General features: G+C 33.4%; 21 protein-coding genes. 11 read left to right on the top strand and 10 right to left on the bottom strand.

Going from position 1 to position 22013, the window contains the following annotated elements:
• Nucleotides 1-25: 25 nt before the first annotated feature.
• The 3 genes from FLACOL7796_RS09825 to FLACOL7796_RS09815 all read right to left on the bottom strand — a co-directional run bounded on the left by FLACOL7796_RS09825 (nt 26) and on the right by FLACOL7796_RS09815 (nt 3811).
• Nucleotides 26-1807: an LTA synthase family protein gene (locus tag FLACOL7796_RS09825; protein ID WP_232067344.1), complete on the bottom strand. Its 1782-nt coding sequence runs from the start codon at nt 1805-1807 to the stop codon at nt 26-28.
• Nucleotides 1808-2020: 213 nt separating this feature from the next.
• Nucleotides 2021-2248 carry a hypothetical protein gene (locus FLACOL7796_RS09820; RefSeq protein WP_055095484.1) on the bottom strand — a complete coding sequence of 76 codons (228 nt, stop codon included), beginning with the start codon at nt 2246-2248 and terminating at the stop codon, nt 2021-2023.
• A gap of 177 nt (nt 2249-2425) precedes the next feature.
• A complete protein-coding gene (locus FLACOL7796_RS09815; RefSeq protein ID WP_173970623.1) occupies nt 2426-3811 on the bottom strand; it encodes an MATE family efflux transporter in 1386 nt (461 codons plus the stop codon).
• A 191-nt stretch (nt 3812-4002) separates the two neighbouring features.
• On the opposite strand from FLACOL7796_RS09815, the gene FLACOL7796_RS09810 reads away from it, so the two are divergent.
• Entirely contained in the window at nt 4003-4518 is a 516-nt protein-coding gene (locus FLACOL7796_RS09810) for a hypothetical protein (RefSeq protein WP_173970622.1), read from the top strand.
• Between the two features lie 236 nt (nt 4519-4754).
• Nucleotides 4755-5690 (top strand): DUF6268 family outer membrane beta-barrel protein, encoded by a 936-nt coding sequence (locus FLACOL7796_RS09805; protein WP_173970621.1) that lies wholly within the window; start codon nt 4755-4757, stop codon nt 5688-5690.
• 2 nt (nt 5691-5692) lie between these two features.
• Here FLACOL7796_RS09805 and FLACOL7796_RS09800 read toward each other — a convergent pair whose 3' ends face one another.
• The 6 genes from FLACOL7796_RS09800 to FLACOL7796_RS09775 all read right to left on the bottom strand — a co-directional run bounded on the left by FLACOL7796_RS09800 (nt 5693) and on the right by FLACOL7796_RS09775 (nt 13452).
• Nucleotides 5693-6406 (bottom strand): LytR/AlgR family response regulator transcription factor, encoded by a 714-nt coding sequence (locus tag FLACOL7796_RS09800; protein ID WP_173970620.1) that lies wholly within the window; start codon nt 6404-6406, stop codon nt 5693-5695.
• A 524-nt stretch (nt 6407-6930) separates the two neighbouring features.
• The gene (locus FLACOL7796_RS09795; protein ID WP_173970619.1) at nt 6931-7980 is read right to left on the bottom strand and encodes a sensor histidine kinase; all 1050 of its coding nucleotides are present in this window, start codon (nt 7978-7980) and stop codon (nt 6931-6933) included.
• A gap of 115 nt (nt 7981-8095) precedes the next feature.
• Nucleotides 8096-8692 (bottom strand): porin family protein, encoded by a 597-nt coding sequence (locus FLACOL7796_RS09790; protein ID WP_232067343.1) that lies wholly within the window; start codon nt 8690-8692, stop codon nt 8096-8098.
• 339 nt (nt 8693-9031) lie between these two features.
• Nucleotides 9032-10822 carry a cytochrome-c peroxidase gene (locus FLACOL7796_RS09785; protein ID WP_173970618.1) on the bottom strand — a complete coding sequence of 597 codons (1791 nt, stop codon included), beginning with the start codon at nt 10820-10822 and terminating at the stop codon, nt 9032-9034.
• A gap of 96 nt (nt 10823-10918) precedes the next feature.
• Nucleotides 10919-12376, bottom strand: a complete 1458-nt coding sequence (locus FLACOL7796_RS09780) for a PhoX family protein (RefSeq protein ID WP_173970617.1) — start codon at nt 12374-12376, stop codon at nt 10919-10921.
• 194 nt (nt 12377-12570) lie between these two features.
• Nucleotides 12571-13452, bottom strand: coding sequence for a PPK2 family polyphosphate kinase (locus tag FLACOL7796_RS09775; protein WP_173970616.1), 882 nt, complete (start codon nt 13450-13452; stop codon nt 12571-12573).
• A gap of 381 nt (nt 13453-13833) precedes the next feature.
• On the opposite strand from FLACOL7796_RS09775, the gene FLACOL7796_RS09770 reads away from it, so the two are divergent.
• The 9 genes from FLACOL7796_RS09770 (at nt 13834) to FLACOL7796_RS09730 (ending at nt 20113) form a co-directional block, all read left to right on the top strand.
• Complete coding sequence (locus FLACOL7796_RS09770) at nt 13834-14277, top strand: hypothetical protein (protein WP_173970615.1); 444 nt, start codon at nt 13834-13836, stop codon at nt 14275-14277.
• Nucleotides 14278-14286: 9 nt separating this feature from the next.
• The gene (locus FLACOL7796_RS09765; protein WP_173970614.1) at nt 14287-15123 is read left to right on the top strand and encodes a DUF6929 family protein; all 837 of its coding nucleotides are present in this window, start codon (nt 14287-14289) and stop codon (nt 15121-15123) included.
• An 11-nt stretch (nt 15124-15134) separates the two neighbouring features.
• Nucleotides 15135-15605, top strand: coding sequence for a hypothetical protein (locus FLACOL7796_RS09760; protein ID WP_173970613.1), 471 nt, complete (start codon nt 15135-15137; stop codon nt 15603-15605).
• A 361-nt stretch (nt 15606-15966) separates the two neighbouring features.
• The gene (locus FLACOL7796_RS09755) at nt 15967-16467 is read left to right on the top strand and encodes an RNA polymerase sigma factor (protein WP_173970612.1); all 501 of its coding nucleotides are present in this window, start codon (nt 15967-15969) and stop codon (nt 16465-16467) included.
• Nucleotides 16468-16469: 2 nt separating this feature from the next.
• Nucleotides 16470-17435: a hypothetical protein gene (locus FLACOL7796_RS09750; RefSeq protein WP_173970611.1), complete on the top strand. Its 966-nt coding sequence runs from the start codon at nt 16470-16472 to the stop codon at nt 17433-17435.
• 90 nt (nt 17436-17525) lie between these two features.
• Complete coding sequence (locus tag FLACOL7796_RS09745) at nt 17526-17933, top strand: TonB-dependent receptor plug domain-containing protein (RefSeq protein ID WP_173970610.1); 408 nt, start codon at nt 17526-17528, stop codon at nt 17931-17933.
• Between the two features lie 138 nt (nt 17934-18071).
• Complete coding sequence (locus FLACOL7796_RS09740) at nt 18072-18659, top strand: LURP-one-related/scramblase family protein (RefSeq protein ID WP_173970609.1); 588 nt, start codon at nt 18072-18074, stop codon at nt 18657-18659.
• A 112-nt stretch (nt 18660-18771) separates the two neighbouring features.
• The gene (locus FLACOL7796_RS09735) at nt 18772-19488 is read left to right on the top strand and encodes a 3-ketoacyl-ACP reductase (protein ID WP_173970608.1); all 717 of its coding nucleotides are present in this window, start codon (nt 18772-18774) and stop codon (nt 19486-19488) included.
• 115 nt (nt 19489-19603) lie between these two features.
• On the top strand, nt 19604-20113 hold the full coding sequence (locus tag FLACOL7796_RS09730) for a hypothetical protein (protein WP_173970607.1): 510 nt from the start codon (nt 19604-19606) through the stop codon (nt 20111-20113).
• Nucleotides 20114-20394: 281 nt separating this feature from the next.
• Here FLACOL7796_RS09730 and mtaB read toward each other — a convergent pair whose 3' ends face one another.
• On the bottom strand, nt 20395-21729 hold the full coding sequence (gene mtaB, locus FLACOL7796_RS09725) for a tRNA (N(6)-L-threonylcarbamoyladenosine(37)-C(2))-methylthiotransferase MtaB (protein WP_173970606.1): 1335 nt from the start codon (nt 21727-21729) through the stop codon (nt 20395-20397).
• Nucleotides 21730-22013: the final 284 nt, after the last annotated feature.

Raw genomic sequence — 22013 nt, 5'->3', positions numbered from 1 at the left:
AAGACTTTTTTCCTAACCATATAAGTTATTTCTTTCTCAACTTGTATTTGTTTTCTTTATACAAATTTCCTGCTGTAATTACATGTGCCAAAGCATCTTTTGCTAATTCTTCATTTAATTTTACAGGAACTAAAGTCGTATCATTTTTGATTTCGAATTGTAAAGGTTTCAAATTAGGCTGCATGATTACAACTTGATTTTCGACTCTAAAGGCATTGATGTCATTAAATTGCATGATCGATCTTCCTTGCGTTTTTGGATCTAATTTATTTAGATTTCTTCCTACCATTGGTGTTTCAAACGGAAGTCCTAAATAACTCAACAGAGTTGGCGGAATATCGATTTGACTTGCCAATTTGCTATAAGACGTTCCTTTTGGAACTCCAGGTCCTATAATCAAAGCAGGAATATGGAACTTATTAATTGGTACTAAATTTTTACCATAAGTTCTAGTGTTATGATCTGCAATTACGATGAAAATCGTATTCTTGAAGTAAGGCTCTTTTTTCGCCATTTCAAAGAATTTCCCAATAGAGAAATCGGCATATTTCATGGCGTTATTTACCGTTGCCGGTTTTGCATCATAAGGTTTGATTCTTCCCGCAGGATATTCAAAAGGTTCATGATTTGAAGTCGAGAACATTAAAGAAAAGAACGGTTTATCGCTTTTTGCTTTAAAATAATTATTGGCTTTAGTAACCAAATCTTCATCTGAATAACCCCAGGTTCCTTTGAAAGCGTATTTGTGTCCATCAGATTCAAAATCTTCCTGATCTACAATATCCTGAAAACCGTTTCCGTTGAAAAACGAAGCCATATTATCAAAATTCGCCATTCCACCGTAGATGAAACTAGTATCGTATCCTTTTTGCTTTAAGGCTTCAGCCAAAGTAAAAAATCCTTGTTGTGAGTTTCCTAACTTTACTACACTTTCTGATGGCGATGGTAAAAATCCGGTTACAACTGCTTCGATTCCGCGAACGCTTCGTGTTCCAGTACAATATAAATTGGTAAACAATAATCCTTCTTTCGATAATTTATCAAATTCAGGTGTTAATGGTTTTCCGCCTAAAATTCCAACATACTCCGCTCCTAAACTTTCTTGTAGAAAAATAACCAGGTTATAAGGTTTCTTCACAACAGTATCAGGTTGCTGCACATGCAGAAACGGAATTTCGGCATCTGTAAAATCATTTGGTCCGGCAATCATGTATTTTTTTACACGAGCGATTGCTTCGGCTTCATCCATTTTACCGTACATCTTCGTGTTTCCTTCATTCTTAATCGAATAAGCTGCAAAAGCTACGGTATAAAATGAATTTAATCCCAAAGTATTTGTTAGCTGATCTGTTGAGAAAACAGCATTACTGGCATTGATAGGACGTTTTGAAGTAAGACTTGAACGGGCTCCAAAAAACAATAAAAAAGCAACTAATGGAAATAGTATTAATTTGAATTTATATTCGGTACTTGTAGTATGAAAATACTTCTTCCCTTTCTTGAAAGCAAAGTAAATTACAACTCCCAAAATTATAAAAGTCACAATGATCGAAGTCAGGTAACTTTTTAAAAGCATTCCCACAACTTCTTTAGGATAAATAAGATAGTCTAAGAAAATCTTGTTTGGTCGTGTATCGTATTGTTTCACAAAATCCGGTGAAGCCAATTCTACAAAAAGAATCAGAAACAGAAATAAAAAGCTATAAATTACCAAAAAATTATTGGTAAACTTTAGCCATTTATTGGGCAGAAAAGTAATTAAAACTGCTGGCAGAAACGACAGATAACATAATAATATTAAATCCATTCGAAGTCCGATTGGAAAAATATACCAGAAATCCGGTGTTTGTACTACCCTCTCTCTAAATATAAAAAATAAAAAGATTCTACTTAAAGTAGTAATTAGCAATCCGATTGCTATAAAATTAAAAATGGGTTTTAAATAACTTAATTTTTTCATTAGAAAGATTTAAATATTTTTGGGCTAGGGATACCTTAAAAGATGCATTTAAGCGCGTCTCTACTCTTCGTAACGTTTTATTTCTCTGTCGTAAAATTCATTCGCGAGAACAATTAAACCTTCCATTTCGGCATTCAATTCTGCTTCGTCAAGATCTTCTGCTTCTTCCATAAACTCAACCTCATCATCTTTTAAGTTGATAATGAATCTTGGGTAATCAAGGTGAATGATGAAAATATCATCTGGAAAGTCAGTATTATCTCCGAGTAAAAATTTAGGTAATTCCATATTTATTTATGTATTTGTTATTTTTATTTGTCACAGATTAAAAGGATTAAAAAGATTTTATAATCTGTATGAATCCCTGCAATTTGGCTTATTTATTTTCTACCACAGCTTTACACATTATTTTAAAAAATCATTTTAATCTGTGAAATCAGTGGCAACTTTATTCAAGCTTCAAATTTAACTATTTGAAAGTGAATTTTGGATTAATTTTTTTGTTAGGAAATGAAAGCGAACATAAAGGAAAATTGCAGCAGAAGTTAATCCGGCCAAAAGTCCTATCCATACTCCTTGCGCCTTTAATTCAGTATATTCGGCTAAATAATAAGAAATAGGAAAACCTATAATCCAATACGCCACAAACGTAATATACATTGGAACTTTTACATCTTGCAATCCGCGTAAAGCTCCTAGAACAACAACCTGAATTCCGTCAGAAATTTGAAAAACCGCCGCGATCAAAAGTAATTTTGATGCAATACTGATTACTTCGCTATTGTCGAGAATTTGTCCGGTATTCTCCATATTCAAAAAGATATGAGGAAGGAAATTATGGAAAGCGACAAACAGAATCGCAAAAACGGTTTCGATAATAATGGCCAGCAAAAATATAGAACGGGCTACAACAATTAAGTTTTTAAAGTCCTGCAATCCTCTTTGGTTACTTACACGAATCATCGAGGTAACGCTTAATCCCATCGCAAACATAAAAGTTAACGAAGCCAGACTCAACGCAATTTGATTGGCTGCCTGACTGGTTTTACCAATATTACCACAAAGCCAGATTGATGCAGTAAACAATACCACTTCAAAAAGCATTTGCATCGCTGATGGAAATCCTATGCTAATAATCTTTTTGATGGTTTCTTTTTTAATCTCATCAAAGCTGAAGTTTTTAAAGAAACGTTTTAAGTCATTTCTTCTCGACAACATAATATGCATGAACATTACCAAAAATATTCTTGAGATTACGGTTCCTAAAGCTGCGCCAATAATTCCCATTTTTGGAAAAATCCAGATTCCGTAAATCAACATATAATTGATACCAACGTGCAACACATTGGCCATAATCATTGCATACATAGAATATTTTGTCAACGATAATCCATCGGCAAATTGTTTATATCCCTGATACATAATAAGAGGAATCAACGAGAAAGCCACCCAATCAAGATATGGTTTTGCCAACGCAATAACATCAGCAGGTTGTTGCAGCAATTCCATTATTGGCTTTGCCAAAACAATTACCCCAAAAAGTACCAATCCTAAAATCGTACATAAAAACAATCCGTGATGAAAAGCCGAACGAATTTTGTTGTCATTTTTTTCAGCATCACCTTCGGCTACAATTGGAGTAATGGCTGTCGAGAAACCAATTCCTAACGACATTGCGATAAAAATCATACTGTTTCCTAACGAAACCGCGGCAAGTTCTGTACTTCCTAACTTACCTACCATGATATTATCTACAATACCTATTAAGGTATGCCCCACCATTCCTAATATAATAGGATATGCCAATCTTAAATTATACGAAAACTCTTTGGTATACTGCTTTAAATTCACTGCTACTTCTTTTTTAGTCGGCAAAGATAATCAGAAGCTTTGGATTCTTTGGTATTATAGAAAACATAAGCGAATATTAAGCTGATTTTCCACCAACCCTAATATTATATAACAATTTGTAAAAATTATATAACAAGCTCCAAAGGTCTCTCTTTTACTTTTACATTATTAATAATTCAAAAATACTAGCCATGAAAAAATTACAAATGTTATGCTTATGTGCCTTCGCTTTTTTATACGCCAATACAACTTTTGCTCAGGATAGCGAAATTAAAAATTACGATCAGGGTTTTAGATTAGGTTTTGGGGTGAATGGTGGAATACCAACTGACAATGATTACAGATGGGCACTTGGTGGAGATGTTCGTTTGCAATATGATTTGACAAAGAAAGCATCGTTGACGTTAACTACAGGTTTTACAAACTTGTTTATGAAAGATCAAAATGGAGTTGAAGTAAAAGATCTAGGATTTATTCCGGCAAAAGCGGGTTTTAAAGCTTTCGTTTGGGAAGATCAATTTTATGTTATGGGTGAAGTTGGAGCAGGTTTTGCTGTGACAAACGACTATAATCAAACTACCTTTTTATGGGCGCCGGGAATTGGGTACGCCAACAAATACATTGACATTAGTGTCCGTTATGAGGACTACAATAAATTTAATACCAATCAGGTGGCTTTACGTTTAGCCTATGGTTTTAAATTATAAAAGTTAAGGTTTATTTTATTTTTTTGTTTTTGGTATAAACCCGAGAGATCGCATAGTCTCTCGGGTTTAGTTTTTTATAACATTTCTGTTTTCCTTATAAAGTAACTCTCAAGGAGGTAAATCCTTTTGGGTTTATTGTTGTTTACTACCATTGGTCAAAACAAAACTGCCATTAGTCAAATGATTTTTTAAGATTGATTTGGAACGCGGTAATTCGCAGAAAAATTAATAAAATCATGAACAAAACAGTTTTTTATCTCTCACAACTTTTCCTTTTTTTATTGGCTTCTATTGCCGCAAGATCACAATCCGGAATCTCAGGAGAATTCAAAGTCGATTACGTTCCTTTTTCTAAATACGTTCGGCCAATGGACAGTACTAAAACAAATGCTGAGAGCAATTTTAAAAGAGCTCAGATCACTTTTGAAGTACCAATATCTTTAGAAATGGATAAATACAATCATCCGAAACTCTGGGCCGTTTTTCTTAACGGAAGTTATGCCAAAATGCAAAACAAGAATTACGAAATTCAGGATCTTCCGGTAGAATTTCAGGGCGGATTTCCAACTGAATTACTGAACGCACAAATTGGTGTTAAGCATTTGCGTTCTATTTCTCCTTCGTGGTCTTTATTGATCATGGCTTCTGTAGGTGTATATACCGATATGGTCGAAATTAATAAAGATGATTTACTAATTCAGGGTGGTGTTCTTTTTATCAAACAGTTTAATCCAAATATGGCTTTAGGTCTTGGACCTATTTTAACCAATAGTTTTGGTGTTCCGATGGTACTTCCTGGAATTTATTTTAATTGGGAATCTACAGGAGCTTTACATTTTAAAGTTGCTTTCCCGCAAAGTGCAGAAATTGGTTATAGAATGTCTGATAATTTCGATTTAAAAGCAGTTGTAGAATTAAGCGGAATGACGGCAGAAACCAAAATTGGAAATAAATCTTCGTTATTAGGATATCAGCAAATTATTGCCGGTTTGAGACCTCAATTTAAATTTGGCGAGCATTGGACTCTGGAACCTACTGCAGGAACTACACTGGTTCGTAATTTCTCTACGACGAATAGAAAAATCAAAGATATTTTTAAAGAAAAAGATATGGCCGATCCTAAATTTACGACGACATTTTATGGAGCAGTAGCTCTAAAATGGAAATTCTAGAGCTATCTGCTTAATAAGTTTTTATAGACTACCTCTTTCAAAAGCGCTTCGCGGCGTGTTCTTGAAATAGGTAGTTCTTGTCCTTTTATAAACAATCGTCCGCCGGAAACAGAATCGATATGAGTAATGTTTACCAAAAAGGATTTATGAATTCTAAAGAAAATCTCTGCCGGAAGTGTTTCTTCTAATGAAATCATGGTTTGATGAATAACAATGACTTTATCTTTAAAATGAAGTTTCGCATAATTCTGCATTCCTTCGATATATAAAATATCTACCCAGGAAATTTTCTGAAATCCTTCTTCCTGACGCACATATAAAAAAGGATCTAACTGATTTTGTTTTGGAGACTGAATCATCTGATGCCATTGTCTGGCTTTTAATGATGCCTGATAAAAGCGTTGAAACGTAATAGGTTTTAGTAAATAATCAACAACTTGTAAACGATATCCGTCTAAAGCATGTTCTGAATAAGCGGTTGTAAATATCACCAATGGCGGATTATCTAATGCTTCCAGAAATTCTAATCCGGAAAGGTAAGGCATGTTGATGTCCAGAAACATTAAATCGATTTGCTTTTCCTGAAGGTATGAAGTGGCTTCTAATGCCGAGGCGCAAGTTCCTACTACTTCCAGAAAATCAATTTTAGAAATAAAGTCTACGATTCCGTTTCTTGCGATGGGTTCGTCGTCGATAACGAGGCATTTCATGTTCATAATATTATTTTTGTTTCAGGTTTTCTTTGTTTCAGGTTGAATGTTTGTTTGAAAATTTTAAAATCCTTTTAATCTGATAATCTGTGGCTAAAAAATTTAACCGCAAAGAGCGCAATCCCGATAGCTATCGGGATACGCAAAGTTCGCAAAGTTTTAAGTCTTAAAAAGAATACAAAGGACGCAAAGCATTATGTTCAATTATAACAGATTAAAAATTCGTGATAATTTGTGCAATTCGTGGCGAAAATAAAATCATTTTAATCCTTTAATCTGTGGCTAAAAAAATTAACCGCAAAGAGCGCAATCCCGATAGCTATCGGGATACGCAAAGTTCGCAAAGTTTTAAGTCTTAAAAAGTATGCAAAGAGCACAAAGCGTTATGTTAAATTCTAGCAGATTAAAAATTCGTGTTAATTCGTGTAATTCGTGGCGAAAATAAAATCATTTTAATCCTTTAATCTGTGGCTAAAAATTTAACCGCAAAGAGCGCAATCCCGATAACTATCGGGAGTGGCTAAAAAAAATCATTTTAAATCTAAAGTTACTGTAACCGTAAAATCAGAATTGGTTTTATTGATATTGAATTGATGTTTTTCAGGATACTGAATCGCCAATCTTTTCTTTACATTTTCTAATCCTAATCCCTGGCTTTTAGACGGAATTTTATATTGTTCTGTATATGAGTTTTCGATTTTAAAATTCAATTGATGGTTTATTTGCTCGCAGGATAAATGCACATATCCTTTTTCGTTTGGAAGTCGGGAAACATGTTTAAAAGCATTTTCGATCAGAGGAACCAAAAGCAGCGGCACGATCTGAAGCTGTCCGTCTTCGATATTCCATTTGCTTTTTACTTCCAGTTCATTTCCCCAACGGGTTTCTTCAACAGCAATTAAATCTTTTAGATATTTAATTTCAAGATGCAATGGCACATATTCTTTATTGCATTCATACAACTGATAACGCAAAATATCCGAAAACTGAACCAATAAAGCAGATGCCAATTGTACATTACTCTGCATTAGAATATGAATATGATTCAGGATATTAAACATCAAATGCGGATTAATCTGATCCTGCAAAATCTTGATTTGAGCTTCAAGGTGCACTTGCTGTAACTGCGCATGATTTCTTTCGATGACATTATGTTCCTGATAAAATCGAAGTCCGCAAGCAGTACCGCAAATTAAAATCGCTGATGGAATATTACCGTAAAATCGTGTCCACAAAAAATGAAGAGAATCTACATCTTCTGCTTCAGGATATGCTTTTCTTCTCAAAACCGAATCTGAAAAAACAATATAAATGAATGACAGACAAAATGCCAAAAGCAGTACAACAACAACGCTTTGTAAAGCAAACCAGTTCATTTTATTTTGCTTTAGCGCTTTGGGCAGTATGACATCACTTAAAATATGCGCTAAAACGGCAGAGCAAAACAAAACTAAAACAGCCTGAATTGTGGCCGTAAAAAAATCGTAATCTTCGATCATCTGCGCCCAGATTGTCATACCTAATAAGCTCCAAAAAAAGACTAAAAATATCCAATGCCTATTTTTATAATTTGTAACCATCTCAATAATTTATAAGAAAATTTATATTCAAAATTAACCCTATATTTTTTAAACAAACAGCAAAGAACCAAAAAGATTCTTTGCTGTATATAGGATCGCGTGATAAAATGTAGGGTTATAAGAAAAAATAACCAATACCAACATTGAATGAATTAGGTTTTGAACTGAAATTTTTGTTCACATTATTCAATCCGCCCTGATAGGTAAAATCTACAGTAAATTTCCAAACCTCAACTCCTGCCCCAACCTGATATCCAATATTAGATTTATCGAATTTTCTGTATGAATCTTTCAATTGATTTAATGATGAAAAGTTTTCATCCAAAACATAAGAATAAACTCCACCAGCAAAAACTCTGACATTTAAGGCGGCAAGATCAACTACTTTGTATCCAATAACCAAAGGCACTTCGATACTTCTCCATTTTGCGTTTTTAGATCCCGTTCCTGAAGTTTTATCAATTTTAGACGACTTCTCGCTATACAAGATTTCATTTTGAATATAAAATCTTTTAAAATCAAATCGAGCCATTGCACCACCAAAATAACCTACAGCATATTTTGAACTAAAGCCATCTGAAACTGGTAATTCAGAAAAATTAGATCCTCCTTTTATCCCAATATGAATAGGAAGCGGAGATTGTGCATTCATTTTAGCAACTAATCCTAATAAGAAAATTGTAGTAAGCAATAATAATTTGTTCATGTTCATGATAATAGTTTTTATTAATTTGCTGCAAAGGAGCACAAACCTAAAACGCTATTAAAATTAGTTTGATGAACTACATTGTTGTTTTGACCAATGGAACTATTTTATTTTTTTTGCCACGAATTTCACGAATTAGCACGAATTAATTTTTAAAAATCTGTGGGATCTGTAGCTAAAAAATTTAACCGCAAAGAACGCTAAGAATGCGCAAAGTTCGCAAAGCTTTGTGTTTAAACAGCTTTGCGAACTTTGCGTTTATAAAATCTTATCGTAAAAAACTTTGCGTGCTTTGCGGTAAAATAAAACCACAAACAAGCAAAGCTAATTTCTTTACTCTATTCTCTATTTTCTATTCTCTATTTTCTCCAAATACTTCTTATCCGTCAAAGTTCTCATAAAAGCAATAAGCTGTTTTTTCTCTATATCAGATAAATTTAATTTGTCTTCCGGTAAAGTTTGGTTTGGGAGATCGAATCCTAAACCTAATCCTCCGCCTTCATTATAAAAATCAATTACCTCTTCGAGCGTTTTATAAACACCATTGTGCATATACGGAGCAGTAAGTGCTATGTTTCTGATCGTAGGAGTTTTAAATGAATATTTATGAATCGCAGCTTGCGTGATTACAAACTTGCCCAAATCTCCGTCGAGTTTTTTAGCTTTATTTGGAGTTCCTAAAATTTCACTCTCAGAGCGATCGAAATTTGGCGGAACAGTTCCGTTGGTTAACGGAATAAAATGACATGTCGCACATTTGGCTTTACCGGCAAATAAATTAAAACCTGCTTTTTCATCTGTTGTAAGTTGGGTTTTGTTTTGCATGTATTCGTCAAACTTAGAATCGTAATGACTCAGCGAGCGAATATAAGAAGCTAAAGCATTTTTAATTTCAAATTCATTAATTTCTCCTTTCGGGAAAGCCTTTTTAAAATCCTTCACATAATCACTATTCTTTTGAATCGCCAAAGCCGACTTTTCTAAAGATCCGTGCATTTCGTTTTCATTTTTAATCACCGCTACTGCCTGATCTTCAAGATAACTTACTCTTGAATCGGCAAAAAATACACGCTGAAAAGCAATATTTGTTAATGTTGGCGTATTACGCTGAATCATCGATTTTCCGTCAAGCGAAACCGCTCTTTCTAATCCGTCTGTAAAAGCTTTTTCCGCATGATGGCATGACGCACACGAACGCGTATTATTTCCGGATAAAACCGGATCATTGAATAACTTTTTGCCCAGAGCAATTTTCTCCGGCGTTGTTTTATAATCCGGGAAACCAGAGAATGCTTCAGGATCAAAGGCATCTTTGTCGAATAAAGTTTGAGCTGTTACTCTTAAACCTCTTTGCTCTTTCATAAACGGAATTCCCAATTCAGATTGCGTTTTGTAAATTCCTCTACTCAACGGATTTAAAACTTCTTTTATAAAATAAGCACGATCAAAAGCATTAAAATTGGTATTGGTTTGTAAATACTTTTTTCCTTTTTCTAAAACCTCAAGCACCTCTTTAGAGTTTGAAACCGATTTATTTTCAAGATAAACTTTATAATATTTTTCAATTGTTTCTAAAGCTACAAATGCTTCAGGAATTGAATTTAAAACAACAGGAGAATCAAAACCTGTAATTCCTAAAGTAATAATTCTATACACTTCTAATCGCATGGCATCAAAAACATGCGCATCAGTTAGTTCATTCGACTTCGAAACTTTTTCTAACCGAATTAAATTTGCCGTCAGCACTCCTAATTCCTGTAGTAATTCTTTTTTATTTCCTGTATCGTATTTAGGAAAAACCAATTCCTCAATAACCTGAAAACCTTCGGGTGCAACGGTTACTTTATCATTCTCTTCAAACTCAGGAATGGCCGGACCGTTAATCGATTTAGAAACTGCTGGCGAATAATACTCACTTATCATTTCGACCTTTTTATAGCTTTTATGCGCTTCCAGAAATTGTCGCTGAATTTGCGCTTCGGTAGAATCTGCTTGTACCGAATATTTTAGTTTGGCTACTTTTTCAATCAACAAAGTAATATCTGACTGAAATAATTCATTAACTTCCTGATGTTTGCTTTTTTTCTGACAAGCAACAAATACAACCAGAAAGAACAAACAATATATTTTTTTCATGATCTAATAAAAATTAAAAAGAGGAATATTCAGAAAAACAGAAACCACTACTTCAAATAGAAATAGTGGATGACTGTTTTATAATGACTTAAAAATTTATCTCGCTAAACCTTTAAGTACTAATATTTGACTTGCCTGATTTTCTTTCGGGCGATTTGTTCCTCCATCAGGACTTAAGTATTTATCACCAGTCCATGTATGTGGCTGAACGCTCAACATAAAAGTATCCGGAATACCTAACTGATCCGATACATCGATCAAAGCACCATATTCCCAATCTCCAAATTTAGAAGTTCCGCCTACGTTATATTTCGCAGCATCTGTTGCTGTACGACGGTGGTCTAATTCTACTACAACTTTCAAAGCTTTTGTAGCAATGTTGTATTGGTAGATGTAAGCATCGTGAGTTTCATCACCGTATCCGTTAGCATCTTCCTGAACGTAAACGTAGTTTTTAGTTACACAAATGTTATCCGGATTCTGAAATTTACCAGCAATTCCAGAACGGTTATCTCCGTCAAGAATAACTTCAAGAGTTCCTTTTAATGGGTCAGCAGCATCCAGGTTTAATTTGTAAACTCTACCGTATTTAGTTCTAGAACCATCAGCATTTGTTCCTGTTGTATTTTGTCCTGTTACGTTAAAATACAATTCACGATCAGCAGCGTCACCACCTTTACGGTAATCTAAATCTTCTACACGACCAAATTTAATCGCTTTTAGAGTATTTACTGATGCATTGATTTGCGCACCTGTAAGCGTTGTATGATTGTCGATTTTCACAAAAGAAACCGGGTATGATTTATTAACCTCAATATCTTTTTCTCTTTGGTTATCATCGTTTCTTTTTAGCATGTACAAAGAACCACTAGTTAAATCACCTACAGCATTCGATACATACATAAAAACCTGACCTCCGTAAGTTCCAGAATCGTCATCACCAATAACAACTACCGTTTTCCCTTTATAGGCAGATGTACGTAATGGTAAAGCATTCTCAGCACTTAAGCGACCAAAACCAGATAATTCTTTAGATACAGATGCTGAACCTACACTTCCGTAAGGATCTAATGCATGCGTGCGAGATTCTTCTCCAGACTCTCCACAAGTTAAATAAACCGGTCCAAAACCATGCTCTTCTTTTGTAGCCATAGTTGCACCGCATAATCTCCATGTTCCTCCACTAGAGTTCAACAAATATTCTCCTTTAGTAGGTTTAAATGTTTTGTCAAGTGTAATTCTCGAAACAGCAAAATTGTCCTCGTTGTTTACTAAAAAAGTAAAAGTTCCGTCAGTGTTTTTCAATAAACCTGAACCATCGGCAGAACCTCCAAAAACAAATTTAGGACTGTCCGGAAATACATCATCTGAACTAAAAAGAGAATAGATTTTCAAACTCTCAAAACCTGCCTGTGCCTTCAATAAACTTGGCGTTACAGATTGATCCTTCAATACAACACTTGTTGGTGTTTCAGTTTCGTCTTTAGAGTCGTTATCATTACAAGATGCAATCAACGAACCCAAGATAACCAGGGGTAGAATAATTCTTTTCATTAGCTAAAAATTGGTTTTATTTTTTTTACAAAGTAAACCCCTACTCTTTAACTTAAAATGACTTCGATATTATCAAAAAAATAAGACTATGCATAAAATCACGTCTTTATGCCAAAAAAAATTAACATTAAATTAGTAATACAAAACATTCATAAACTTACAATAACATTGAAGCAAAAAAAAGAGCCTTATTTCTAAGACTCATTTTCTAACTGTTTTTTATAAATTCCTATATTTTCCTGAATATCCTCAGGCAGCTCAGGTTCCTTAATATCAGTATGTTTCTGCATTACTTCCCATATAATTTTGGCTACAATATAACGCGCCATTTCTTTATCATCAGCAGGAACAATATACCACGGAGCATCTTTAGTCGATGTTTTGTTTATTGCCTCTTCATAATATTCCTGATATTCATCCCAATGTCCGCGTTCCTTCAAATCTCCCAAAGAAAACTTCCAGTTGTGTTTTTCCTTTTCCAGTCGGCGTAATAATCTTTGGCGTTGTTCCTCTTTACTTAAATGCAAATAAAACTTAAGCACAATAATTCCGTTTTGCGAAATATGCTTTTCAAAATTATTAATTTGTTCAATTCTGTCTTTCCAGAAATCTTTCGGAATATCTTCAACCGTTTCAATTTCCGGCAAATTCTCCGCCAGAATAAATTCAGGATGCACACGCGTTACCAAAACATTCTCATAATGCGTACGATTAAAAATCGCATACTTTCCTTTTTCAGGCAAAGCCATATAATGTCTCCATAAATAATCATGCTCTAATTCAGTCGAAGTTGGCGTTTTAAAACTATGCACCACGACACCACGCGGATTAAACTCCTTAAAAACCTCCCGAATCAAACTATCCTTACCCGAAGTATCCATACCCTGCAAGCAAATCAAAACCCCGTATCTGTTATGAGCATACATCGTATCTTGCTGCTTGCTCAATTTCGATTGCACCTTATCCAGCTTTTCAATCTTGTCATCATCATCACCATTTACCTTGAGCAAAGTCGGAATTTTAGATAATTTTATTTTTTCAGTAACTTTAAAATCATTCGGATCTATCGATTTCATATATCTTTCATTTTAATTATTATAAATATACTAATTTTACGAAGCATATTCCTGCTATTCATTACAATACTTTTAGATAAACTGTTTTTTTCCAAAGCCATAACAAGAGCTTCCTCCGGTCGCTTTGTTCTGTCAGGAAAAAATACAATTTCTCTTCAAAGTATTTTCATTGCTATCAGGGCTAGGCATTGGTTTTTAAAATAAATTTCCTTTAATCAAGAAATGCAAAGATTCAACATTTACAAAAAGTCAAAAAAGTTTCATTGGAATAATACTTTAATAATTTTTACAGCAATACTTTCATTGTATATAATATCAATTATAAAACAGACATTTTTTAATCCTGAAAAGGGAATATTTGAAGATATAATGATAGCATTAATGCTTTTACTCGCTTTTATAGGATTAGCACTAAAATCAATTGGATTAGTAAAACCGGAAAATTTAAGTGGAGAATTTACTGGCTTTTTAGAATTCTATAAAAGTCACATTGTGGTAGATCAGGAAAAATTTCACATAGATGAAATTAAATCAATTGAGATTACAAATAATGATTATTACGGAAAACCAAATGGCGCAACAGGTTTTGCATCGTCATTATCGAACGGAATCAATAATCAAATATTATTAAGATTTAATTCCGGAATATCAAAATCTTATAACTTTGAATTGTACAACGAAAGCGATATGGAAAAAGTAGAAGAAGAACTCTTTTCGTATTATTCTCAAGGAAAAATTGATTTTTTTGAATTGGTCAAAATATTAAAAATAAAAAGTAAAACAGAAATAGAAGATTTTAGAAATAAACTAGCTCTTCTAAAATAAAAAACATTCATGGAAAAATTCACATTAGAAATATTATTTCAAATCATAGGCATCGGTTCTGCATCAGGATTATTTTTTAATAATGATTCATTATATATTATTGGCGACAACAGCGGATTTTTATACGAATACAATATGCAAAATCAACAATTAAACCAACATGCTTTAATTGACAATCCAACACAAAATATCCCTAAAAATCTAAAACCAGATTTTGAATCCCTAACACATCATAACGATACCTTATATGTTTTTGGTTCTGGATCTACCGAAAACCGAAACAAGATGATTGAGTTTGACCTTAAAAACAAAAAGGTGTTGCAAAAAAATAATCTGGTCGATTTATACGGTTTAATGCAAAGTTTTGGCGAAATAAAACCGGAAGATTTTAATCTTGAAGGTGCAATCTTCGATGGCGAAAACTGGTATTTATTCAATCGCGGCAACGGAATCTCAAACAAAAACACCATTTTTACCATTCATGCCAAAAGTTTGGGAGAAGAATTTGCCTTAGTAGCCACTAATTATAAATTACCAAAAATAAAAGGTATTCGCTCTAGTTTTACCGATGCTATTTTGGTCGAAGACAAAATCTATTTCCTTTCAACCACCGAAGACACCAAATCAACTTACGACGACGGAGAAATCTTAGGAAGTTTCATTGGCCGAATCGATCTTAAAACCATGAAAATAGATTTTACGCAAAAAATTACCTCAACGAATAAATTCGAAGGATTGACTTTCTATAAAAAAGAAAACAACAAAATCGAGTTTTTGCTTTGTGAAGATAATGATACTGACTTGTTAGAAACTAAGATTTTTAAGTTGACTTTGCCGGTTAAGTAACAATAACTTTCATGAGAAAAATACTTCTTCCTTTATTAGTAGTCATCATTCTTTTGAGTGGCAGTTATCTATTTTATAATTTTAAAATAAATAAAACAAAAAAGGAATATTATAAAAATTTATCACCAAAAGATCTAGATCCAAAATCATTCATTGAACTTTTTAAAGAAAGATACAATAAAACGCCAATAAATAGTATATCTATGGTGGGGGATTTTCCCGAGAATTGGGTAAAATCAAATGATGTGGAATATTTAATGTCGATTATGAATTCTCGTGAAAAATGTTGTGGGTATATGAATGTATTTTCCTCTTTTATTTCGAATGAAAATGCTGAGGTTGGAGGTTTTGCAATAATTTTTCTAAATTCTTATATCTCAAATACTAAAATTAATTTGGGTTTGAATTGTAATCCCAAAACAGATGAAGAATCTGTTAAAAAAATAGAAAATTGGTATAGAAACATGAAAGATAAAAATTAATCTCAGTTTTTCTCATTGGGAGAACGAAGCAACCACATTAACAAAAGCAAATTTGCTAGTCAAAAAAATACTGGATGAGATTGCTTCGTTCCTCGCAATGACTCCTATAATAATGTAGAGAAGCACAGTAGTGCGTCTCGCGCAAAGAATATCCGCCAATAAAACAATAAAACGAAGACGCATTGGGCGAAGACGCACAGCAGTGCGTCTCTACAAAAAACCTCTGTACCTTTGAACCTTTGCCACTTAGAACCTTTAAAAAAAATTTAATAACCGTCCCAACCTTTTTATCTTTTTAACCCTCTTTAGTATAAAGACAACAATTGTGATAAACGAAACGCTAATTTCTAACTGCAAAAAAATGAACCGAGATGCTCAGCGTCAGGTTTATGAGCATATGGCTCCAAAATTGTATCGCCTTTGCAAACGATACCTAAAAAAGGAAGAAGAAATAGAAGAAGCTATGGCTGACGCTTTCTATACCATATTTACAAAACTGGAACAACTAAAAGAAGTTCTGGCTTTTGAGGCCTGGGCGCGAAAAATAACGGTTAACCATTGTTTGGCCACCATCAAGAAAAACACCAATTTCAATATGTATCTTGATGATGTTAAATTGCTTTCGCAACCTTTTACGGATGAGATCAATACGCTGGAAGAAGAAGATTTACTTAATTTACTAAACCATATACCAGACGGCTGTAAAACTGTTTTTAACCTTTTTGTTATAGAAGGTTTTGGGCATAAAGAAATTGCGGCAATGCTAAGCATTTCTGAAGGCACATCAAAATCACAATTGAATGCCGCTAAAACCAAGCTAAAAGATTTAGTAAATAAACTGTATTACCAAAAAGCAAAATAGTCATGGACAATCAAGATAAAATATTCGATAAATTTAAAAAAGCCGCAGAGAACTCGGAGCAAAAGGACTTTCCCGGAATGGATAAGGTTTGGGCCCGTGTTGAAGAAAAACTCGATAAAAAAGAAGACAAAAAAGCGATCTCATTATGGAAAAAGATTGCCATTGCAGCTTCTGTTTTACTACTAATTTCGATAGGATCCCAGTTTATAAAATCAGATAAGGCAATGAATACTACAAGTGATGAAGTTGTCGTTACCGAATCAAAGGACGAAATGAATCAAAATTCTGATATAGAAAAAAATAGTACTATTGTCTCCTCAGAATCACCAATAGTACCAAAAGCCGAGGCTGCTGAAATTTTAGACAAACAAATAAAACGACAACAAGAGGTCGTTGCAAATGGCTATGAAGCGCCTGCTTATTATGAGCCAGTAATATCTCAATCAGCTAGTGCACCTGTTGCTGACGCTGTTATTACTGCACCAATAGAAGAAGATCATTCAACCGAAGATGAAAATGCGCTTTCTAAAGACAAAGCAGTTCAGGGTTACAGTTCTTATAAAACCGCAGAAAGAGAATCGGCCAGAGTTGGGTTTGCCGATAAGCAACCGCAAATGGCGAAAAAAAGTGCTCCATTAATTATCCTTAACGGAAATGCAATCTCGCACAGCGACGATACAAAACGAGATCAGATGATGCAGAGAGAACTTCCTAATTTGCAACCTGAAAATGTAGATTCTCTAGTAGTTTTAGATGCTCCGTTATATATTATAGACGGGATTTATTATTCTGAAAATGATTTATTTGGTACAAACCCAACAAGTCCTTACGCACCTTTGAACAAACAGGAAATTAAAACTATCACTGTACTTCAGGACTTAGAAGCCACCTCTAAATATGGCGAAAAAGGAAAAAAAGGTGTTGTAATTATTACCACAAAAAACGGAAAACCAGCTCCTAAAAAATAGAATAAAAACTCAGAATTCAGTCTTAAAATCTTTGTCAGAGTTCTACACTCTGACAAAGATTAATTCCAAAATTTATTTAAAATTTCGATCATGAAAAACATAAAGTTTATTTCATTAGCATTTTCTATGCTTATATGTTTCGTAGCGAAAGCGCAGGAAAAAACAATTTCTAAAGACCATGTAGAAAAAAAGCCTACAGAAATAGAAACCAAACCTTTTACAAAAACAAAGGACACAATTCCTGCAGTAAAAATTCCTTCAAATTTGGTTCAAAATAAAACTTCAACCACACGAATTGTATGTGCAAAATCTATTTCAAATGTAGATGAACCACTATACATTTTGGACGGAACTTTGATAAGTGCAAATAAATTTTCTAAAGTAAATCCTAATGACATTGAAAGCATTAAAGTTTTGAAAGGAATCGAAGCGACTTCTATTTATGGAAGCAATGCTATGAACGGAGTTATTATTATTACATTAAAAGAAAAAGAATAATGATTTCAATTTCGTCAATTTCAAACCTATTTAATATTGATTTATTAACAAAATTATTTTTACATTTGACCTCCTTTTGAAAATCCTTCAAAACTTATTCAAGTAAAAAAAATACAAATCAACATCAAATAAAATTTAATGAACCCTATTTTAAATCAAAACTTATTTCTTGTAAAAGAACATATCGGAATGTTTAAAGCTGCTAACAATTATGACATTTATGATCCTGAAACCAATCAGATTATAATGAATTGCAGAGAAAACAATCTGGGCTTTTTTACTAAAGTATTCCGCTTTACAGATTATAAAAGAATGACACCTTTTGATATTGAAATTACAACTGCTTCGGGCGAAAAATTAATTTCGGTAAAACGTGGTATTGCCTGGTTACGTTCGACTGTTGAAGTTTTTGATGAGAAAGATCGTTTAGTGGGAACCTTTAAACAAAAATTATTTTCGATTGGAGGAAAATTCGAAATTCTGGATAAAAACGAAAGAACCGCAGCAACGCTTCAGGGAAAATGGACGGGTTGGGATTTTAAATTCAGCCATGAAAATAAACAATTGGCTCAGGTAAGTAAAAAATGGGCAGGAATGGGTAAAGAGTTTTTTACCAGCGCTGATAATTATGTACTGCAAATCGAAGAAAGTGTCGCGCCTGATAGTCCGCTTAGACAATTAATTCTGGCGGCAGTAATGTGTATCGATATGGTTCTGAAAGAATAAATAAGTTGTTAAACTTAGATTAAGAAAATAACTTAAAGCATCGTTTTAGGAAGCAAAAACTGTATTTTTGTGTTACTAAAATGATGCTTTTTGCATTTCTAAAAAATAAATCATGACAGACTTAAAAAATAAAAATGCCTTAATTACCGGAGCTGGAAAAGGAATTGGAAAAGCGATTGCAATCGCGCTTGCTAATGAAGGTGTAAACGTAATTTTAGTTTCACGAACTCAGGCTGATGTTGATCAATTGGCAAAAGAAACGGCTGCTTTGGGCGTAAAATCTTTAGCTTTATCTGCTGATGTTTCGGACATTAATTCTATCAATAGTGCTGTAGAAAAAGCTTTCGCTGAATTTAAAACAATCGACATTTTAATTAATAATGCCGGTATCGCAGCTTTTGGAAATTTCATGGAATTAGAACCAACGGCTTGGGAAAAAATTATTCAGGTAAATTTAATGGGAACGTATTATACAACACGCGCCATTTTACCTAATATGATCGAAAGAAAAACAGGTGATATCATTAATATTTCTTCGACAGCAGGATTAAACGGAAACGCATTAACAAGTGCTTATAGCGCATCGAAATTTGCTGTTCTGGGATTAACCGATTCTTTGATGCAGGAAGTGAGAAAACACAATATTCGTGTTACAGCTTTAACGCCTAGCACGGTTGCTACAGATTTAGCTTTAGATTTAAAATTAACCGATGGAAATCCGGATAAAGTAATGCAGTCTGAAGATATTGCCGAATTAATTATCGCGCAATTGAAATTAAGCCGTCGTGTTTTTATTAAAAACAGTAGTATCTGGTCTACGAATCCTTAAAAGTAAAACAACTAAATTTCAAACTTTTAAATTCCAAATTTCAATTCCTGGAGCAGGTTAAAATTTCAACAATTGGAATTTGGAATTTTAAAATTGGAATTTTAAAAAAAATAAGATGGAACAATATTTAAGACAATTAATTGCAATAGAATTTACGGATAAGAAGGAGATTTTTACCGGGTTCCTTATTGATTATTCGGATGATTGGATTTTGCTTCGAAATAATCCTGAAGATTTTATATTGGATGGTTATGTGATTTTGAAAAACAAAAACATCGAAGAAGTTCACAGAGATCATGATCTTCAATTTACTGAAAAAGTAATTCGCCTGAAAGGTTTAAAAACAAATGCCGAGGATATTATTCCTATTCGCGATTTGAGTTCGATCCTTACTTATGTGAATAACAAATATGGTATTTTTCAGATTTCGAAAAAATCAGCTAAATCAGCTTATTTAGGAAAATTGCTGGAATTAAACGACGAAGAACTTACTATTGACTTCTTGGATATAAAAGGTCAGTTTGGTGGTGAATTGAGTTTTAATCCGGAGAAAATCAGGGTTATTGAGTTTGATACGGATTATATTAATTCATTGAAGTTGGTGATTCCTGAAGATCAGAAGTAATATTTATTCTAAATACAACTAACATTCAACTTTGTCAAAGTTTAAAACTTTGACAAAGTTATAGAAAACAGAAAAGCCCTTTTTTACAAAGGGCTTTTCTGTTTTTATTAGTGTGGTTGCTTCGTTCCTCGCAATGACAAATCACACGGAAATAATATTATGACAATGATTGCCCTAGCCCCGATAGAAGTGGAAATCCTTTTGTGCCGGTGTTCGGCACAAAAGATTGAAACGGATAGCGGGATTAGCTCCTGAAAAAAAATAGTTTTATCAAACTAGATTTAAACCTCAGCCAATTTATTTAAAAACTCTAAACGAACGCTTCCGTCTTCGTCGATTTTTGTTAAGTTGATTTCTTGTAATGTATTTACTAATTCAGGATTCCACGGTGTTTTTACTTTTACGTAATTTTCGGTGAAACCGTGAATGTATCCTTCTTTATTTTCACTTTCGAACAAAACGGTTCTGTTTGAGCCTAATTGACTTTCGTAAAAAGCGCGACGTTTTTTAACGGATAATCCGCGTAACATTTTACTACGTTTTGCTCTTACGTTGGCAGAAACAATTCCTGGCATATTGGCCGCTTCTGTATTATCTCTTTCAGAATAAGTGAATACGTGCAGGTATGAAATATCCATTTCGTTAAGGAAATGATAGGTTTCTAAAAAGTGTTCATCTGTTTCGCCAGGGAAGCCAACAATTACATCGACACCAATACAGGCATGTGGCATTACTTCGCGAATTTTATTTACACGTTCTGTATATACTTCACGTAAGTAACGGCGTTTCATTAATTTTAAAATATCATTGCTTCCTGATTGTAACGGAATATGAAAATGCGGAACAAATGTTCTGCTTTTAGAAACAAATTCTATCGTTTCATTTTTCAATAAATTAGGTTCGATTGATGAAATTCTCAAACGTTCGATTCCGTCAACTTTATCTAAAGCCTGAACTAAATCAAGAAAAGTATGTTCGTGTTTTTTGTTTCCGAATTCTCCTTTTCCGTAATCTCCAATATTAACTCCGGTTAAAACAATTTCTTTGATGTTTTGAGCTGAAATTTCTTTGGCATTTTGCAAGACATTTTCTAAAGCATCACTTCTTGAAATTCCTCTTGCTAACGGAATGGTGCAATACGTACATTTATAATCACATCCGTCCTGAACTTTCAGGAAAGCACGGGTACGATCTCCAATAGAATAACTACCTACATAAAAATCAGCTTCGGCAATCTCGCAAGAGTGAACTTCTCCCATGTCGTTTTTGCTCAAATCGTTGATATAGTCGGTAATTTTAAACTTTTCTGTAGCGCCCAAAACTAAATCGACACCATCAACTGCGGCCAATTCTTCGGGTTTTAATTGTGCATAACAACCTACTGCTGCAACAAAAGCCTTATCATTTAGTTTCATTGCTTTTTTTACTACCTGCTTAAATTGCTTATCAGCATTCTCAGTAACTGAACAGGTATTAATAACATATATATCGGCGATTTCTTCAAAATCAACACGGTCAAAACCTTCGTCATTAAAGTTTCTGGCAATTGTAGAAGTTTCTGAAAAATTCAGTTTGCAACCAAGCGTATAAAAGGCAACTTTTTTTCTATTTTCCATGAGAATAAACTACGTTTTAAGTAGTAAGATATTATATTTACATCTCTTTTAAAGAGTTTGCAAATTTACGTACAATATTCTTTAAAATAAAATCAATAATGTACTATATATCAATATTTTGAAGCAAACCAATATTTAGTCTATCCTAAAAAACTATAAGTTAAACCAAACAAATAAGAAATAAATTTTATTTACAAAGGAGACAATTCTTAATTTCAATAAGAATAAAATGACAAAATTATCGATTAAATGCAAATATCATCGATTTAATACATTTTTTTATG

The sequence above is a fragment of the Flavobacterium bizetiae genome, from assembly GCF_902804475.1.
Lineage (GTDB): Bacteria > Bacteroidota > Bacteroidia > Flavobacteriales > Flavobacteriaceae > Flavobacterium > Flavobacterium bizetiae.
Note: the sequence above shows the minus strand (reverse complement) of the source record. Positions and strands in the feature narration are given on the sequence as shown.

Bases quoted from the DNA above. Each gene is read 5' to 3' on its own strand.
- FLACOL7796_RS09780 (WP_173970617.1), bottom strand. From the start codon at position 12,376: ATGAAAAGAATTATTCTACCCCTGGTTATCTTGGGTTCGTTGATTGCA.
- FLACOL7796_RS09755 (WP_173970612.1), top strand. From the start codon at position 15,967: ATGAACCGAGATGCTCAGCGTCAGGTTTATGAGCATATGGCTCCAAAA.
- FLACOL7796_RS09765 (WP_173970614.1), top strand. From the start codon at position 14,287: ATGGAAAAATTCACATTAGAAATATTATTTCAAATCATAGGCATCGGT.
- FLACOL7796_RS09730 (WP_173970607.1), top strand. From the start codon at position 19,604: ATGGAACAATATTTAAGACAATTAATTGCAATAGAATTTACGGATAAG.
- FLACOL7796_RS09795 (WP_173970619.1), bottom strand. From the start codon at position 7,980: ATGGTTACAAATTATAAAAATAGGCATTGGATATTTTTAGTCTTTTTT.
- FLACOL7796_RS09735 (WP_173970608.1), top strand. From the start codon at position 18,772: ATGACAGACTTAAAAAATAAAAATGCCTTAATTACCGGAGCTGGAAAA.
- FLACOL7796_RS09745 (WP_173970610.1), top strand. From the start codon at position 17,526: ATGAAAAACATAAAGTTTATTTCATTAGCATTTTCTATGCTTATATGT.
- FLACOL7796_RS09785 (WP_173970618.1), bottom strand. From the start codon at position 10,822: ATGAAAAAAATATATTGTTTGTTCTTTCTGGTTGTATTTGTTGCTTGT.
- mtaB (WP_173970606.1), bottom strand. From the start codon at position 21,729: ATGGAAAATAGAAAAAAAGTTGCCTTTTATACGCTTGGTTGCAAACTG.
- FLACOL7796_RS09820 (WP_055095484.1), bottom strand. From the start codon at position 2,248: ATGGAATTACCTAAATTTTTACTCGGAGATAATACTGACTTTCCAGAT.
- FLACOL7796_RS09800 (WP_173970620.1), bottom strand. From the start codon at position 6,406: ATGAACATGAAATGCCTCGTTATCGACGACGAACCCATCGCAAGAAAC.
- FLACOL7796_RS09770 (WP_173970615.1), top strand. From the start codon at position 13,834: ATGCTTTTACTCGCTTTTATAGGATTAGCACTAAAATCAATTGGATTA.
- FLACOL7796_RS09775 (WP_173970616.1), bottom strand. From the start codon at position 13,452: ATGAAATCGATAGATCCGAATGATTTTAAAGTTACTGAAAAAATAAAA.
- FLACOL7796_RS09790 (WP_232067343.1), bottom strand. From the start codon at position 8,692: ATGAACATGAACAAATTATTATTGCTTACTACAATTTTCTTATTAGGA.
- FLACOL7796_RS09740 (WP_173970609.1), top strand. From the start codon at position 18,072: ATGAACCCTATTTTAAATCAAAACTTATTTCTTGTAAAAGAACATATC.
- FLACOL7796_RS09760 (WP_173970613.1), top strand. From the start codon at position 15,135: ATGAGAAAAATACTTCTTCCTTTATTAGTAGTCATCATTCTTTTGAGT.
- FLACOL7796_RS09825 (WP_232067344.1), bottom strand. From the start codon at position 1,807: ATGGATTTAATATTATTATGTTATCTGTCGTTTCTGCCAGCAGTTTTA.
- FLACOL7796_RS09750 (WP_173970611.1), top strand. From the start codon at position 16,470: ATGGACAATCAAGATAAAATATTCGATAAATTTAAAAAAGCCGCAGAG.
- FLACOL7796_RS09805 (WP_173970621.1), top strand. From the start codon at position 4,755: ATGAACAAAACAGTTTTTTATCTCTCACAACTTTTCCTTTTTTTATTG.
- FLACOL7796_RS09810 (WP_173970622.1), top strand. From the start codon at position 4,003: ATGAAAAAATTACAAATGTTATGCTTATGTGCCTTCGCTTTTTTATAC.